8 protein-coding genes are annotated in these 15,276 nt (G+C 72.0%); 3 read left to right on the top strand and 5 right to left on the bottom strand.

Going from position 1 to position 15,276, the window contains the following annotated elements:
* Positions 1-491: 491 nt before the first annotated feature.
* Positions 492-2,741 carry an MMPL family transporter gene (locus tag IE257_RS35305; RefSeq protein ID WP_189973933.1) on the top strand — a complete coding sequence of 750 codons (2,250 nt, stop codon included), beginning with the start codon at positions 492-494 and terminating at the stop codon, positions 2,739-2,741.
* A gap of 127 nt (positions 2,742-2,868) precedes the next feature.
* Here the strand turns inward: IE257_RS35305 and IE257_RS35300 are convergent, their stop codons facing one another.
* Complete coding sequence (locus tag IE257_RS35300) at positions 2,869-3,324, bottom strand: Lrp/AsnC family transcriptional regulator (RefSeq protein WP_189973932.1); 456 nt, start codon at positions 3,322-3,324, stop codon at positions 2,869-2,871.
* 141 nt (positions 3,325-3,465) lie between these two features.
* Between IE257_RS35300 and IE257_RS35295 the strand changes: the two genes are divergently transcribed.
* Positions 3,466-4,467, top strand: coding sequence for an asparaginase (locus IE257_RS35295; protein ID WP_189973931.1), 1,002 nt, complete (start codon positions 3,466-3,468; stop codon positions 4,465-4,467).
* Positions 4,468-4,546: 79 nt separating this feature from the next.
* Positions 4,547-7,858, top strand: coding sequence for an NACHT domain-containing protein (locus IE257_RS35290; RefSeq protein WP_189973930.1), 3,312 nt, complete (start codon positions 4,547-4,549; stop codon positions 7,856-7,858).
* 32 nt (positions 7,859-7,890) lie between these two features.
* On the opposite strand, the gene meaB is transcribed toward IE257_RS35290, so the two are convergent.
* From meaB to IE257_RS35270, 4 genes are read right to left on the bottom strand one after another with little or no spacing between them, the layout of a single operon-like run.
* The gene (gene meaB / locus IE257_RS35285; protein ID WP_189973929.1) at positions 7,891-8,880 is read right to left on the bottom strand and encodes a methylmalonyl Co-A mutase-associated GTPase MeaB; all 990 of its coding nucleotides are present in this window, start codon (positions 8,878-8,880) and stop codon (positions 7,891-7,893) included.
* A 10-nt stretch (positions 8,881-8,890) separates the two neighbouring features.
* The gene (scpA, locus tag IE257_RS35280) at positions 8,891-11,077 is read right to left on the bottom strand and encodes a methylmalonyl-CoA mutase (protein WP_189973928.1); all 2,187 of its coding nucleotides are present in this window, start codon (positions 11,075-11,077) and stop codon (positions 8,891-8,893) included.
* Positions 11,074-12,939 carry a methylmalonyl-CoA mutase family protein gene (locus IE257_RS35275; protein ID WP_189973927.1) on the bottom strand — a complete coding sequence of 622 codons (1,866 nt, stop codon included), beginning with the start codon at positions 12,937-12,939 and terminating at the stop codon, positions 11,074-11,076. Before IE257_RS35275 ends, scpA begins: the two co-directional genes overlap by 4 nt.
* Complete coding sequence (locus IE257_RS35270) at positions 12,923-14,164, bottom strand: ROK family protein (RefSeq protein ID WP_229920856.1); 1,242 nt, start codon at positions 14,162-14,164, stop codon at positions 12,923-12,925. Before IE257_RS35270 ends, IE257_RS35275 begins: the two co-directional genes overlap by 17 nt.
* Positions 14,165-15,276 lie beyond the last annotated feature (1,112 nt).

Below are 15,276 nucleotides of genomic sequence, written 5' to 3'. Positions count from 1 at the left end.
TCCACCGGCTCCCCAGCGGTCCTGTTGACGGGACGGCACTGACACCCTGCACCAGATTTTTGATGTCCTGAACCCGGTTCGCGAGCCCGGTTTTCCGGCGTCGTTTCCCGCCGTCCGCGAACGGAGGAGCGCTTTCGGCCGGGGCGGGCGGTTCTCCTCCTCCCCCCCCGCCGCGGTGGCGCCATGATGGCCCCATGTGTGCCGTGCAGCTGAAGTCGACACCTGGATGGTCGACGCCTTGAGGTGATAAGCACAGCCGCTTCCATTCGAACGACTGGTGTCCTGCGAGCGGGTCGTCCGGCAAAGGGCCAGGTGGAGGCGGGATTCGATGGCTTGCCGGGGCGTGTGTGCCTGCATCGTTAGCGGCGATTTTCGGGCAGGTGGCACACTGGCGCCGATATGGCGCGACAGTGGCGCCACAAATGTGCCACGATGGTGTCAGTCGCAGCGCTTCGCTCGCACCGCCCCAACGGAACAGGAGTGCTTTCTCCATGGCCACCTTCCTCTGCAAAGTGGGCCGATTCGCCTTCCGGCGACGAGGCCTGGTGTCACTGCTCTGGCTCGCCGTCCTCGTCGGGGTCGGATTCGCCGCCGCCACCGCTCCGCCTCCGCCCGCCGACACCTTCTCGATGCCCGGCACGGAGTCGCAGAAGGCCTTCGACCTGCTGGAGGAGAAGTTCCCGACGATGAGCGTGGACGGCGCGACCGCCCGCGTGGTCGTCCGGGCACCGGCCGGCGCGAAGCTCTCCGATCCCGCCGAGAGGGCCAAGGTCGAAACCCTCGTCGGTGCGCTCTCCAAGGCGCCGGGCGTCGTTTCCGCCTCCGACCCCTTCAAGGCCGACGCCCTCAGTCAGGACGGCACCACGGCGTACGCCGTGGCCACTTACGAGGTCTCCGCCCTCAAGGTGTCCGACGAGGCGCACAAGGGCCTCGACAAGGTGCTCGAGGATGCCCGGACCACCGGGCTGGTCGTCGAGGCCGGAGGTGACGCCGTCAAGGTGGAGGGAGCACCCGGCGGCGGTGCCGAAGGCATCGGCATCCTCGTCTCCGCCGTCGTCCTGGTCCTCACCTTCGGCTCGATGATCGCCGCGGGCATGCCCCTGCTGACCGCCATCACGGGCGTCGCCATCGGCGGCGCGGCCATCACCGCACTGGGCAGCACGCTCGGCCTGTCCAGCACGACCTCCACCCTCGCGCTCATGATCGGCCTCGCGGTCGGCATCGACTACGCCCTGTTCATCGTCTCCCGCTACCGCTCCGAACTGGCCGAGGGTCGGGAGCGCCGGGACGCCGTGGGACGGGCCGTCGGCACGGCCGGCTCCGCCGTCGTCTTCGCCGGCCTCACCGTCATCGTCGCCCTCGCAGGCCTCGGCGTGGTGAACATACCGATGCTCACCAAGATGGGTCTCGCCGCCGCCGGCACGGTCGCCGTGTCCGTCCTCATCGCGATCACCCTCGTCCCGGCCCTCCTCGGCTTCGCGCCGATCAAGGTCATGCCCCGCAGGGAGCGCAGGAAGTACTACGGCAAGCCCCTGACCCGGCGTCAGCAGAGCAAGGCCGACAAGCGCGCCGCACGCCAGAAGCCGAACCTGGGCACCCGCTGGGCCGCCTTCGTCGTCCGCCGCCCCCTGGCCGTCCTGCTGCTCGGCGTCGTCGGCCTCGGCGTCGTCGCGGTGCCCGCCGCCTCCCTCCAGCTCGGCCTGCCGGGTGAGGGCACCATGGCTGCGGACACCACGCAGCGCAAGGCGTACGACCTGATGTCCGAGTCCTTCGGGGCCGGCTTCAACGGGCCGCTGATGGTCACCGTCCAGGCCCGGGACGCGGCGGCCACCGCCGCCGACGTGGGCAAGGAGCTCGGCAAGGTCGAGGGTGTCGCGGCGGTGACCGCCGCCACGCCCAACGACAAGGGTGACACCGCGGTCCTCACCCTCATACCGGAGACCGGCCCCGCCGAGCTTGCGACCGAGGAACTGGTCGGCAGGATCAGGGGCATCGCCGACGGCCTCGGGGCCGACCACGGCGCCGAGATCCTCGTGACCGGTCAGACCGCCCTGTTCATCGACTTCTCCCGGACCCTCGACGACGCGATGCTGCCGTACCTGGGCCTGGTGGTCGGACTCGCCTTCCTCCTGCTGGTGCTCGTCTTCCGCTCGCTGCTCGTCCCGCTCAAGGCGGCCCTCGGCTTCCTGCTCTCCGTCGGCGCGGCCCTCGGCGCGGTCGTGGCGGTCTTCCAGTGGGGCTGGCTCGCGGACGTCTTCGGTGTCGACCAGCCCGGCCCGATCATGAGCACCCTGCCGATCTTCATGATCGGTGTGGTGTTCGGTCTCGCGATGGACTACGAGGTCTTCCTTGTGACCCGGATGCGGGAGGCCTACGTCGACGGTGCCCGGCCCGGCGAAGCAGTGGTCACCGGATTCCGCTACGGCGGACGGGTGGTCGGCGCCGCCGCGATCATCATGGTCAGCGTCTTCTCCGGCTTCATCATGGAGGCGAACGTCTTCGTCAGGATGGTCGGCTTCAGCCTTGCGATCGCCGTCCTCTTCGACGCCTTCATCGTCCGCATGGCCCTGGTGCCCGCCCTGTTCGCCCTGCTGGGCCGGTCGGCCTGGTGGCTGCCCCGCTGGCTCGACCGACTGCTGCCGAACATGGACGTCGAGGGCGAGAAGCTCGGCGGTGCGAGCGCCACCCCGCTTCTGCCCACCCAGCAGCGCGGGGAGCGGGAGGCCCGCATCCAGGGCTGACGGCCCACGGAGCGCACAGCCCATGGAGTGCACAGCCCGTACGCCGACGGCCACGAGCCGCCGGTGTACGGGCCCTTCCGCTCCCCGCGCGGGTGCCCGGGCGCGCGTACGGCGGTCCCCGCGTGCGTCAGTGGTCGACGGGCAGGCCCTTCGCCTCCTTGACACGCTTCATGATGATCTGTGAGTTGACCTCGGTGATGCCGGTGAGGGCCGTCAGCTTCTCGATCCACAGGCGCTCGTACGCGCGCAGGTCGGCGACGGCGATCCGCAGCAGGCAGCCCGGGCTCCCGAAGAGGCGGTAGGCCTCGATGACGTCCGGGATGTCCTGGAGGGCCGCCTCGAAGGCCTCGACCGCCTCCCGGTCGCGGCGCACCTCGACCGAGACGAGCACCTCGAACCCCCGCTCGACCGCCTCGGGGGAGATCACGGCCCGGTAGCCCTGGATCACCCCGTCCTGCTCCAGCTGGCGCACCCGGCGCATACACGGCGAGGGGGTCAGTCCCACCCGCTGGGCGAGCTCCTGGTTGCTCAGACGGCCGTCGGCCTGGAGCTCGCGCAAGATATCTCGGTCAATGGCATCCATGACGCAATTATCACCCGGCGTGTATGAACGGCGTTGGGGGAAAACGCAATCACATTGCGCGTAGATCGCTCTATCATTGCTGCTTTGAGTACATATGTACGAGTGACATACGAGTGACACGAGTGAAGGGGGCCACGGCCAATGGGACGGATCGTCGTCATCAGCACCGGCGGGACGATAGCCAGCCGCTGGCAGGGTTCCGGCTTCGCCGCGGACGCCGACGGGAACGAGGTGATCGCCACCGCACCGCTCCCCGAGGGCGTCAGCGTCGAACTGGTCGACCTGTTCAGCGTGAACAGCCCGCGACTCACCACCGCACACCAGCTCACCCTGCTGCGCACCGTGCACGAGGTGCTCGCCGACCCCGGCGTGGACGGCATCGTCGTCACGCACGGCACCGACACCCTGGAGGAATCGGCCTTTCTCCTCGACCTCCACCACCACGACCCGCGCTCCGTGGTCTTCACCGGTTCGCAGCGCCCCATGGGCACCGCCGACGGCGACGGTCCGGGGAACCTCTACGACGCCCTGCTCACCGCCGCGAACACGCGCGGACTCGGCGTGCTCATCGCCTTCGCCGGACGGGTGCACGCCGCCCGCGGCACCGTGAAGACCCAGGCCGTGGAACTGGACGCGTTCGCCGACCCCTCGAAGGCACTCTTCGGGAAGATCGGCTTCGGCAAGGTCACCATCCTGCGCACCCCGCAGCGCCCGGCACCGCTCCCGCTGCCCGCGATGCCGGAGCTCCCGCCGCGCGTGGACGTGGTCGTGCACCACGCCGACGGCGACCCGGTCCTGCTGAACGCCGCCGTCGAGGCCGGCGCGCGCGGCATCGTCCTCGTCGGGACCGGCGCGGGCAATGCCACCCCGGAGATCGTGGACGCCGTCCGCGCCGCAGTCGGCCGCGGGGTCCTGGTCGCGCTGACCACCCGGGTCATGGCCGGACCGGTCACCGAGATCTACACGCACGGCGGCGCGGTGGACCTCGTGGCCGCCGGAGCCGTCCCGACCGGCACCCTGCGCGCCGGCCAGGCCCGTATCGCGGTCCTGTCCGCGCTGCTCGCCACGGACAACAAGGTCGAGCAGGCCCGCATCCTGCGCGAGGCGCTGGGCGCGAGCGGCTCGGTACTCGTCGGAGCCTAGGAGGCAGGGCATAACCCTCCGGGGCAGCGTGTGCGGCCGCTACGATCCGGGTAACGGTCGCTACGCTGCGGGGGGTTGCATGGAGCCCGGGACGATCGGCATCCGGCTGGCCTCGGCGGCCATCGGGCCCCTGGTCAAGAAACTGTTCGTCACCGAGAGCGGCGGGGCGGGCCTCGTCGACCGACCGATCCGGATCTCGGGCTATGTGTCCTTCACGGGCGAGAAGCGCACACTCACGGAAGCCGACCTGCGGACGCTGGCCGCCAAGCTGGTGAAACAGGCCCTGCGCACCGGCGAGCGCCCGATCCCCGAGGACGAGCAGCAGGCCGTCACCGACGCCCTCGCGCAGACCCTGCGGGGGCTCGGCGAGCTGACGATGACCGACCTGGACGCCGTCCGGCTCGGCTCCGCCGCCTTCGCCCGGGAGCTGCGCGCCGTGAGCGGCCGCCCGGAGCGGGAACTCAGCGCCGACGCCACGTACTTCCACGAGCGGTTCGTCGAAGCAGCCTGCCTGCACATCCTGCAGTTCTTCACGCAGCGCTCGACGTTCGTGGCCCACGCGCTGGTGCAGCAGACCCGCGGGATCGCCGAGCTGACGGCCAAGGTCGACGAACTGATCCGCCGCGATCCGCTGCCCGGCGCGGAGGATGCCGCGTTCGAGCAGCTGTACCTCCCCTACGTGGAGAAGAAGCACGGCAAGCTGACCATCTACGGGATCGACCTCAGCAACTCCCCGACGCGGTGGCCGCTGGACACGGCGTACCTGAGCCTGGAGGCGACGTCCCTGCCGGGGCAGCGGTTGCGGAGCGAGCGCCACGCGCAGCCTCAGGACATGTCGGCAGCCGCCGTCGCCGCCGACGCGGCAGCGCACGTCGTTCCCTTCCCGGACCTGCTCAGTGCGCCTGATCCGGTGCTCCTGCGCGCGGTGACGCAGGGGCTCCGGGCGATGCTCGAGCCGCGACCCGCCGATCAGGCCCTCGCCGGCAGCCCCCGCGTGCTGCTCAGGGGCGAAGCCGGCTCCGGGAAGTCCACGCTCGTGCAGTGGCTGGCCGTCACGGCCGCCCGCCAGGACCTCACCCCGCAGATGGACTACCTCTACGACCGGATTCCCTTCGTCCTGCCCCTGCGCACGCTCACCCGCCACGGTGAACGGCTGCCCGCTCCCGCGGACTTCCTGACCTCCTCCGGCTGCCCGCTCGGTGCCGAGCAACCCCGTGGCTGGGCGCACCGCGTCCTGACGGCGGGCCGCGGCCTGGTCCTCGTCGACGGCATCGACGAGATTCCCGACGCCGAACGCGAGCGGGCCCGCCGCTGGCTGCGGGACCTGATGGACACCTACGGCGGCGACAACCGCTGGCTCGTCACCTCCCGTCCCTCCGCCGTGGGAGCCGACTGGCTCGATGAAGAGGGCTTCACCGAGCTGACGCTTTCCGCCATGGGACCCGCGAACATCGCCACCTTCATCAAGCGGTGGCACGACGCGGCCCGCGACGGTGGGGACGAGGACGCGGCCCTCGACACGTACGAGGCCCAGCTGCTCACCGCCGTGCGGATCAAATCCGATCTCGGAGGGCTGGCCACCAACCCCCTGATGTGCGGGCTGATCTGCGCCCTGCACCGGGACCGACGCGGCTACCTCCCCCACGGGCGCAAGGACCTCTACGAGGCGGCGCTCTCCATGCTGCTGAGCCGCCGAGACCGGGAACGGGACATGAAGGTCCCGGATCTGCGGGAGGAGCCGCAACTCGACCTGTTGCAGCGCCTCGCGTACTGGCTGATCAAGAACGGCCGTACGGAAATGGACCGCTCCCGCGCCGAGGGCATCCTCACCCGGGCCCTGCCCTCGGTCCCCGAGGCGGCCTCCCTGGGCGACGCGTCCGCGGTCTTCGAACACTTCCTCCAGCGCAGCGGGCTCCTCCAGGAACCGGCACCCGGCACGGTCGTCTTCGTCCACCGCACCTTCCAGGACTTCCTCGGGGCACGGGCCGCCGTGGAGGAGGGCGACTTCGGCCTCCTCATCTCCCACGCCGGCGACGACCAGTGGGAGGACGTCATCCGGATGGCGGTCGCCCTCGCCCGGCCGGGGGAGCGCCGGGCGCTCTTCCACGACCTGATCGCCCTGGGAGACACATCCTCCGACCGGCGCACCCGGGCCCGCGTCTACCTGCTCGCAGCCGCCTGCCTGGACCATGCCACCAGCCTCGACCCCGATACGCGCGCCGCCGTGGAGCAGCGCACCGCCACCCTCATCCCGCCGTCGGACGAGGAGGAGGCCCGCGCACTCGCCGAAGTCGGTCCGCTGGTCCTGGGGCTTCTCCCCGGCCCCGAAGGACTCGACGACTGGGATGCGTACAACGTGGTGATCGCGGCCTCACACGTCAAATCGGACGCGGCCGTTTCCTTCCTCGGACAGTTCGCCCGACACCCCGGGCTTCCGGTCCGTACCCAGCTCCTCTGGGCCTGGTCCCGCTTCGACTGCGCCGACTACGCCGAGGAGGTGATCGCACGCGTTGATCCGTCCGGCCTGCTCTACAGTGTCCGCTCCGATGAGCAGCTGCATCAACTGGAACGCCTCGAAGACCGGCCGAACCGCTTGGACGCCAGGAGCGGCGTGTCCGTGGAAGCCCTGGCCCGGTACGTCGACCGGTACGGCCTCAAGGAGCTCACGCTCGCCCATGGCGCGGTATCCGATCTGGGCTTCCTGCGCGGCCAGTCCTCCCTGGAGACCCTCGACATCCACGTCTGCCCGGAACTGACGGACATCTCCGCGATCAGCGGTCTGCCGATCCGGCGACTGCGCATCACGAGCAACCGCCCCGACCTCGATCTGAATCCCGTCGCCCATCTGCAGGACTTGGAATCCTTCGTCGTGGGCGGCCAGGCCCGCGTGACCTGGTCCGTACGGGCACTGCCGATCGCTGCCCCGCTGCGTGCGTTGAGTGTGTCCGGCCAGGCGAGTCCCGCGGACGGGCTCCAAGGACTCGGCGCGCTGCGCGGGCTGATGAAACTGCGACTCAACGCCGCGTCCAGCCCGGTCTCGGAGGCGGACTGGCAGGAGGTCCGTGACCTGCCCACCCTCGTCGATCTCGGGGTGTCCGCCTCCTCGTTCCAGGCCCTTCCCGGAGATGCGAAGCTGCCGGACGTCGCCAGGTTGACCCTCAGGGGCGACAGCGGGGCAGGAGCCGTACAGGCCGCCATCCGGCGACTGCCCGCAGCGTTTCCCTGGCTGAACGAGTTCCGATTCGTCGGATACTTCAACGCGACCGGAGAGATCGACCTCGCCCCCCTGGCCGAACTCCCCGAGCTGGAGTCGGTCGTTGTCCACGGGAGCCGTGACCTCGTCCGTGATGCCGAGGTCCTGCCGCCCTCCGTGCGACTGACCTGGTTGTGACGGGCCGGCGCCCACCGGACGCCGGCCCGACGTCAGCTGCCGGGGCTCCCGAACGCCGACAGGATGCGGTCCGCCGCCGAGGTCGGCGTGACCGTGCCCGCCCGGACCGCGGACTCCAGGCCCGGCGCGAGGTCCCGTACCGCCGGGTCCGCCCGCAGGCGTTCCAGGAGTTCGTCGCGGACCATCGACCAGGTCCACTCCACCTGCTGCGCCGCCCGCTTCGCAGCCAGCCGGCCCCCCGCCTCCAGCAGGGTCCGGTGCTGTTCGAGGCGGTTCCACACCTCGTCCAGCCCGGTCGACTCCCGCGCGCTGCACGTCAGCACGGGCGGGGTCCAGGCCGCGTCCACCGGGTGCATCAGCCGCAGCGCGCCCGAGAGTTCCCGGGCCGCGGCCTTCGCGTCGCGCTCGTGCGGGCCGTCCGCCTTGTTCACCGCCAGGACGTCCGCCAGCTCCAGGACGCCCTTCTTGATGCCCTGCAACTGGTCGCCCGTACGGGCCAGGGAGAGCAGCAGGAAGGAGTCGACCATCCCCGCCACCGTGGTCTCCGACTGGCCCACGCCGACCGTCTCGACGAGGACCACGTCGTAGCCCGCCGCCTCCATCACGATCATCGACTCGCGGGTCGCCTTGGCGACCCCGCCCAGCGTGCCCGCCGAGGGGGACGGCCGAACGAACGCCGCCGGGTCCACCGACAGCCGCTCCATCCGGGTCTTGTCACCCAGGATGGAGCCGCCCGTGCGCGTCGACGAGGGGTCCACCGCGAGCACCGCCACCCGGTGGCCGAGCCCCGTCAGCATCGTGCCGAAGGCATCGATGAAGGTGGACTTGCCCACCCCCGGCACACCGCTGATGCCGATCCGGCGGGCCCGGCCCGCGTGCGGCAGCAGTTCCGTCAACAGGCCCTGCGCCAGCACCCGGTGAGCGGGCAGGGTCGACTCGACCAGGGTGATCGCGCGCGCGATGAACGCGCGCTTCCCGTCGAGGACCCCCTTCGCGTAGGCCTCGATGTCGATCTTCGGCACCGGCGGCCGCCTACAGCTCGTGGCCCAGGTCCGCGGCCAGCCGCGTCACCAGGTCGTGGGCGGCGTCCGGGATCACCGTGCCCGGCGGGAAGACCGCCGTCGCGCCCATCTCCAGCAGCGTCGGGACATCGGCAGGAGGGATCACCCCACCCACGACGATCATGATGTCCTCGCGGCCCTCCTCCGCCAGCTGCTCGCGCAGCGCCGGTACGAGGGTCAGGTGGCCGGCCGCCAGCGACGAGACGCCCACCACGTGGACATCCGCCTCGACGGCCTGCCGGGCCACCTCCGCCGGGGTCTGGAACAGCGGGCCGACGTCCACGTCGAAGCCCAGGTCGGCGAACGCGGTCGCGATCACCTTCTGCCCGCGGTCGTGCCCGTCCTGGCCCATCTTGGCGACCAGGATGCGCGGACGGCGGCCCTCCGCCTCCTCGAACCGGTCGACGAGCGCACGGGTGCGCTCCACGGACGGGGACTCGCCTGCTTCGTTGCGGTACACGCCCGCGATCGTACGGATCTGGCTCGCGTGCCGTCCGTACACTTTCTCCAGTGCGTCCGAGATCTCACCGACGGTGGCCTTGGCGCGTGCCGCGTCCACCGCCAGGGCCAGCAGGTTGCCGTCACCGCGCTCGGCCGCGTTCGTCAGCGCCCGCAGGGTGTCCTGGGTGACCGCCTCGTCGCGCTCCTCGCGCAGCCGCCGCAGCTTGGCGATCTGCTGGCTGCGCACCGAGGAGTTGTCGACCTTGAGGACGTCGATCGCCTCGTCGCTGGCCACGCGGTACTTGTTCACGCCGATCACCGGCTGGCGGCCCGAGTCGATCCGCGCCTGCGTACGGGCCGCGGCCTCCTCCACGCGCAGCTTCGGGATGCCCGCGTCGATGGCCTGCGCCATACCGCCGGCCGCCTCGACCTCCTCGATGTGCTGCCAGGCGCGGCGCGCCAGGTCGTACGTCAGCTTCTCGACGTACGCGCTGCCGCCCCACGGGTCGATCGACCGGCAGGTCCCCGACTCCTGCTGCAACAGGAGCTGGGTGTTGCGGGCGATGCGCGCCGAGAAGTCCGTCGGCAGCGCGAGGGCCTCGTCGAGGGCGTTGGTGTGCAGCGACTGGGTGTGGCCCTGGGTCGCGGCCATCGCCTCGATGCACGTGCGCGTCACGTTGTTGAAGACGTCCTGCGCCGTCAGCGACCAGCCCGAGGTCTGTGAATGGGTGCGCAGCGAGAGCGACTTGGCGTTCTGCGGATCGAACTGCTTGACCAGGCGCGCCCACAGCAGGCGGGCCGCGCGCAGCTTCGCGACCTCCATGAAGAAGTTCATGCCGATCGCCCAGAAGAACGACAGGCGCGGCGCGAACGCGTCCACGTTCAGCCCGACGGCCTGTCCCGCCCGCAGGTACTCCACGCCGTCGGCGAGGGTGTACGCCAGCTCCAGGTCGGCCGTGGCCCCGGCCTCCTGGATGTGGTAGCCGGAGATGGAGATCGAGTTGTACCGCGGCATCTTCTGCGAGGTGAAGGAGAAGATGTCGGAGATGATCCGCATCGAGGGCTTGGGCGGGTAGATGTAGGTGTTGCGGACCATGAACTCCTTGAGGATGTCGTTCTGGATGGTCCCGGCGAGCTTGTCGGGGGAGACGCCCTGCTCCTCCGCCGCCACGATGTAGAGGGCGAGGACCGGCAGCACCGCGCCGTTCATCGTCATCGACACCGACATCTTGTCCAGCGGGATCCCGTCGAACAGCTGCCGCATGTCGTAGATCGAGTCGATCGCCACGCCCGCCATGCCGACGTCGCCCGTCACCCGCGGGTGGTCGCTGTCGTAGCCGCGGTGCGTCGGCAGGTCGAAGGCCACCGACAGGCCCTTCTGGCCGGACGCCAGATTGCGCCGGTAGAAGGCGTTCGACTCCTCGGCCGTGGAGAAGCCGGCGTACTGCCGGATCGTCCAGGGCTGGTTGACGTACATCGTCGGGTACGGCCCGCGCAGGTACGGGGCCACGCCCGGGTAGGTCCGCAGAAAGTCCAGGCCCTCCAGGTCCCGCCCGGTGTACAGCGGCTTGACGCCGATGCCCTCGGGGGTCTCCCACAGCAGGTCGGCGGCCGCGGTGCCGGTGGACTCCTTCACCGCGGAGCGCCACTGCTCCTCGGACACCCCTGCGACGGCGGTGGGGTCGAGCGCGAGCTCGGAGAAATCGGGGATGCTCAAGACGGCACTCCCATCCGGTCGAGTACGGAGGACAGCACGGCGACGGCGTCACAGCCGGCGAAGACGTACTCGTCCACGGAAGCCTCTGCGGTGCCCGGCCGGCCGGCGAGGAAGACGGTCGTGGCGCCCGCGGCGCGCAGCGCCTCGGACACCGCCGCGGCCTGCTCCTCGTACAGCGCGTCGCTGGAGCAGAGCACGGCCATGCCGTCCGCGCCGCTCGCGGCGTAGGCCTCGGCGGCCGTCGCCGGATCCACCGACACCGGATCGTGCACCGGTTCGATGCCGCCCGCCTGGAACAGGTTCGAGGCGAAGGTGGCGCGCGCGGTGTGCGCGGCCGCCGGGCCCAGTGCGGCGAGGAAGATCCTCGGCCGGGCCCCGGTCGCCGTCAGGTGCGCGTCGCTGCGGGCGCGCAGGGCCTCGTACGCCTCGTCGCGCCGGACGCGGGGCAGTCCCCCGGTGGGGCCGGCGGGCGCGGGCTCGCGGACCACCGGCTTCTCCGAGAGCAGCGGGAACTCACTGACGCCGGTGATCGGTTCGCGGCGCTTGGCCAGCTTCTTCGAGCGTTCGGCCCAGGTGGCGGCGAGCCGTTCGGCGACCAGCCCGGAGCGCAGGGCGGCGGCCTGACCGCCGGCCTTCTCCAGGGTCTGGAAGAACTCCCAGGCAGCGTGTGCGAGTTCGTCGGTGAGGCGCTCCACGTAGTACGAGCCGCCGGCCGGGTCGATCACCCGGGCCAGGTGCGACTCCTCCAGCAGGATGGTGGAGGTGTTGCGGGAGATCCGGCGCGCGAAGGCGTCCGGCAGGCCCAGCTCGTTGTCGAAGGGGAGCACGGTCACCGCGTCCGCGCCGCCCACCCCCGCGGCCATGCAGGCCACGGTGGTGCGCAGCATGTTCACCCAGGGGTCGCGGCGGGTCATCATCACCGGCGAGGTCACCGCGTGCTGGAGCTGGGCACCCGCCTCCGGGGCCCCCGAGGCCTCGGCGATACGGGCCCACAGCCGGCGCGCGGCGCGCAGCTTGGCGATGGTGAGGAACTGGTCCGCGGTGGCGGCGTAGCGGAACTCCAGCTGCCCGAGCGCGGCCGAGGTGCTCAGCCCGGCCTCGGTGAGCACGCGCAGGTAGGCGACACCGGTGGCCAGGGACAGGCCCAGCTCCTCGGCGGCGCTGCCGCCGGCCTCGTGGTAGGGCAGCGCGTCGACGGTCAGGGCGCGCACCCCGGGCCAGCCGGCGGCGGCCTCCCGGGCCAGTTCGACGGCGCCGGCCGCGTCCAGTGCCTCACCCGTGCGGGCCTCGTGGCCCAGCGGGTCGGCGCCCAGCGAGGCCCGAGCGGCCTCGGGGGCCACCGCGCGCTCGGTGAACAGGCGCAGCAACGCGCGGGCGGCTTCGGCGTATTGCGCTCCGGCGTCCAGGACGACGGGGGCGAGGTCCAGGTAGACCCCGTCCAGGGCCCGGGCGATGCCCTCGACCGGGAGACCGCCCCGGCCCACCGTGAGCCAGAGGGAGGTGACCCCGTTCTCCAGGTCGGCGAGGGCCGCCTCGTTCAGCCGTACCGGATCGGCGCCCGCGAAGCGCTGGCGCACGTCCCAGCCGTTCGCGGTGGTGCCTTCCGGCCTGCCTCCGCGGACGAACGGGGCGAAGCCGGGGAAACCGGTGTCGGGAGCCGTCCCGTCGGGCGGCGCGGTGTACAGCGGGCGCGTGGTGAGCCCGTCCTCGATAGGGGTGGACAACGCGTCTTCTGCGGCCTCGCCGGAGACTTCCTTGCCCGACTTTCGCAGTACGCCTTCTACAAGGCGCTGCCACTGCTCATGCGTCGCGTCAGGGAACTCGGCGGCCAGGGAGAGCCCGTCGTCAGGCAGGACCGTCATGGCTCGAATCTATGGGAGGGTGCTCAGGTGGCACCATACCGGTGGGTGTGATCTCGCCCTCTCGGGCCATGCCGAAGGGATCCTGGAACACCTGGCTGAGCAGCACGGTTGCCGCCGCCTCCGGGAGGACGGCCGGACCCGCGTGCGGGCCGACGATCCGCTCGGGGTCGTCGCACACGTGCGAGAGCTCCATCGCGGCGTCCCTGATCTCCTGCAGGTACCCCTCGTCCAGGACGCTCGCCAGCTCGGTCACGACCATGACCGCCGGATTGAAGACATCCAACAGAAGAGCCGCCGCGCGGCCCACCGCACGGGCGCGCTCGCGCAGCAGCCCGTCGGCCCGGGGGTCACCGGTGGCGGCCGCGTCCACCAGCAGGTTGACCGAAGGGTCCGGCACGATGCCCCGGCGCACGGCCTCGGCGCCGAGCGCGGTGTCGGACGCGGTCGCCTCCAGGCAGCCGGTACGCCCGCACGCGCACGGGACGTCCGACCGCGGCACCGGCAGATGGGCCACGTCGCCGGCGGCCGCGCCCGGACCCTGGTGCACGGTCCCCTCGATCCCGAAGGCGGCGTCGACGACCCGGCCGATGAACAGGTGCACGAGGCTCCGGCGGGCCGCGGGGCGGCCGAAGAGGATCTCGGCCCGTGCGACGGCCCGGGCGTGGTTGTCCACCCGCACCGGCAGTCCGAGCGCGGCCGACAGCTCGGCGGCCAGCGGCTTGCGGCTCCACCCCAGCGCGGGGTGGCGTACGACGGTCCCGTCGTCCGGGCTGACCCAACCGCCCAGGGCGGCGCCGACGCCCAGGAGCGGCCGCCCGGAGTCGAACGCGTCGAGGAAGCGGCGGAGTTCGGCAGTGATGGCGGGGAAGAGGTCCGCCGCGGGGCGCCCCTCGTGCGGGAAGGCCCGGCGGGCGAGCAGTTGCCCCCGCAGGTCGACGAGGCTGAAGGTCGCATGCGGCACCCCGATGTGCAGCCCGGCGGCTACCGGCCCGCCGACGGCGCCGGTGTGCAGGTCCAGCGGGATCCGCGGCCGCCCCACGCCGCCACCGGGCCCGGGCAGCTCGCGCAGCAGCCCGCCGCGGAGCAGCCCGGTGGTCTGCCGGGACACGGCGGCGGGGCTCAGCCCGGACAGCGGGGCGATCCCACTGCGGGCGACCGGGCCGTGGTCGAGCACCGTCCGCAGCACGGTGGCGGCATTGGCGGAGGCCCGGCTGTCGCCGGCCATACGCGTCACGCGGTCTCCTCGGGGATGGGGTGTGTGCCCTCCGATCATGCCGGGTCCACCCCGGCGGCCCGGTACCCCGGCGAACGCGTGGCGGCCGCGTTGCGGGGGCATGAAATCCGGCCACGGTTTTCGGCCGTCGGAAGGGGGTGGTGGGCGGTTCGGGGTACGGACGAAAGTGCAGGTCGTAGGGGGTGATCGGGGTGGGCCGGGGGCCCGCGTGCGGGAGCGTTCGGTGGCTGCGGACGGGGGTTGACCGGGGGCCGGAGCCGCTGACACGCTCCGGGACATGTCCGCGAACGCATACCTCGCCCCGCGGCTCCACACCCCCGGCCTCTGTACCGAGCCGGGCGAGTGTCCGGGCCGCTGTCCGGCCCCCGGCCACCCCTGACCCCACCGATCCGGCGGAACGCCTGACCGGGCCACCTCCAGGTGGTGCCCCACCGGGGCCACCTGACCGGGCGGCGGCCCACCGATCCGTTCCCGTCCCGGGGCACCCCCAGGGGTGGCGCCCCACCCGGCCCCTCCCGGACGACGCCCCCCGGGCGCCTTCCGGGAGGGCCTCGGGGAACGTCCGGCCCGGGGATCCCCGGGGGCGACGTCCTTCGACCAAGCCTTTCGCGGCGCCCCTCACGGGCATGCTCTCGGGCGGCGTCCACCGGGAAACCCCTGGGGCGGGCCGTCGGGAGCCACCGGGAGCGCGCGTCGAGCGTCGGCGGGCCGGAGGACCGCTTCGAACGCCGGCGAGGCCGGATCGGCGGCGTCCTCCTGCGGCTGACCCGGTCGGCGGCCCCTCCGAGCCCTCCGCGCAGGGACGTCCCCCGGGTACCCACCGGCGCTCCCCGCGGAAGTGTCGTCCGGGGGGCGTTCCACGGGGTGTCCTCCGGGGCGGTCCCACGGGGCCGTCGTAGGCATCACGGCCCGAGCCCGCACGACCTCGTCCCAGCAGCCCAGCCCAGCCCAGTCCGCACCGCAGGGCGCAGCACAGCCCGCACGGGCCGGCCGAGCCCGCACCACCGCGTACCCGCACTGCACACGGAACAACCGCACCGCACGGCGCAGCGAACACCGCGGCGCTTCGTAAGTCCATTTCTTCCGCTGCGGAAAAAATAGCC

The sequence above is a fragment of the Streptomyces avidinii genome, from assembly GCF_014650695.1.
GTDB lineage: Bacteria > Actinomycetota > Actinomycetes > Streptomycetales > Streptomycetaceae > Streptomyces > Streptomyces avidinii.
The sequence above is the reverse complement of the archived record's forward strand: the minus strand, read 5'-3'. Positions and strand labels throughout refer to the sequence as shown.

What these genes read in the sequence shown, in the direction of transcription:
- IE257_RS35305 (WP_189973933.1), top strand. Translation starts at nt 492, where the DNA reads ATGGCCACCTTCCTCTGCAAAGTGGGCCGATTCGCCTTCCGGCGACGA.
- IE257_RS35290 (WP_189973930.1), top strand. Translation starts at nt 4,547, where the DNA reads ATGGAGCCCGGGACGATCGGCATCCGGCTGGCCTCGGCGGCCATCGGG.
- IE257_RS35300 (WP_189973932.1), bottom strand. Translation starts at nt 3,324, where the DNA reads ATGGATGCCATTGACCGAGATATCTTGCGCGAGCTCCAGGCCGACGGC.
- IE257_RS35270 (WP_229920856.1), bottom strand. Translation starts at nt 14,164, where the DNA reads ATGGCCGGCGACAGCCGGGCCTCCGCCAATGCCGCCACCGTGCTGCGG.
- IE257_RS35275 (WP_189973927.1), bottom strand. Translation starts at nt 12,939, where the DNA reads ATGACGGTCCTGCCTGACGACGGGCTCTCCCTGGCCGCCGAGTTCCCT.
- IE257_RS35295 (WP_189973931.1), top strand. Translation starts at nt 3,466, where the DNA reads ATGGGACGGATCGTCGTCATCAGCACCGGCGGGACGATAGCCAGCCGC.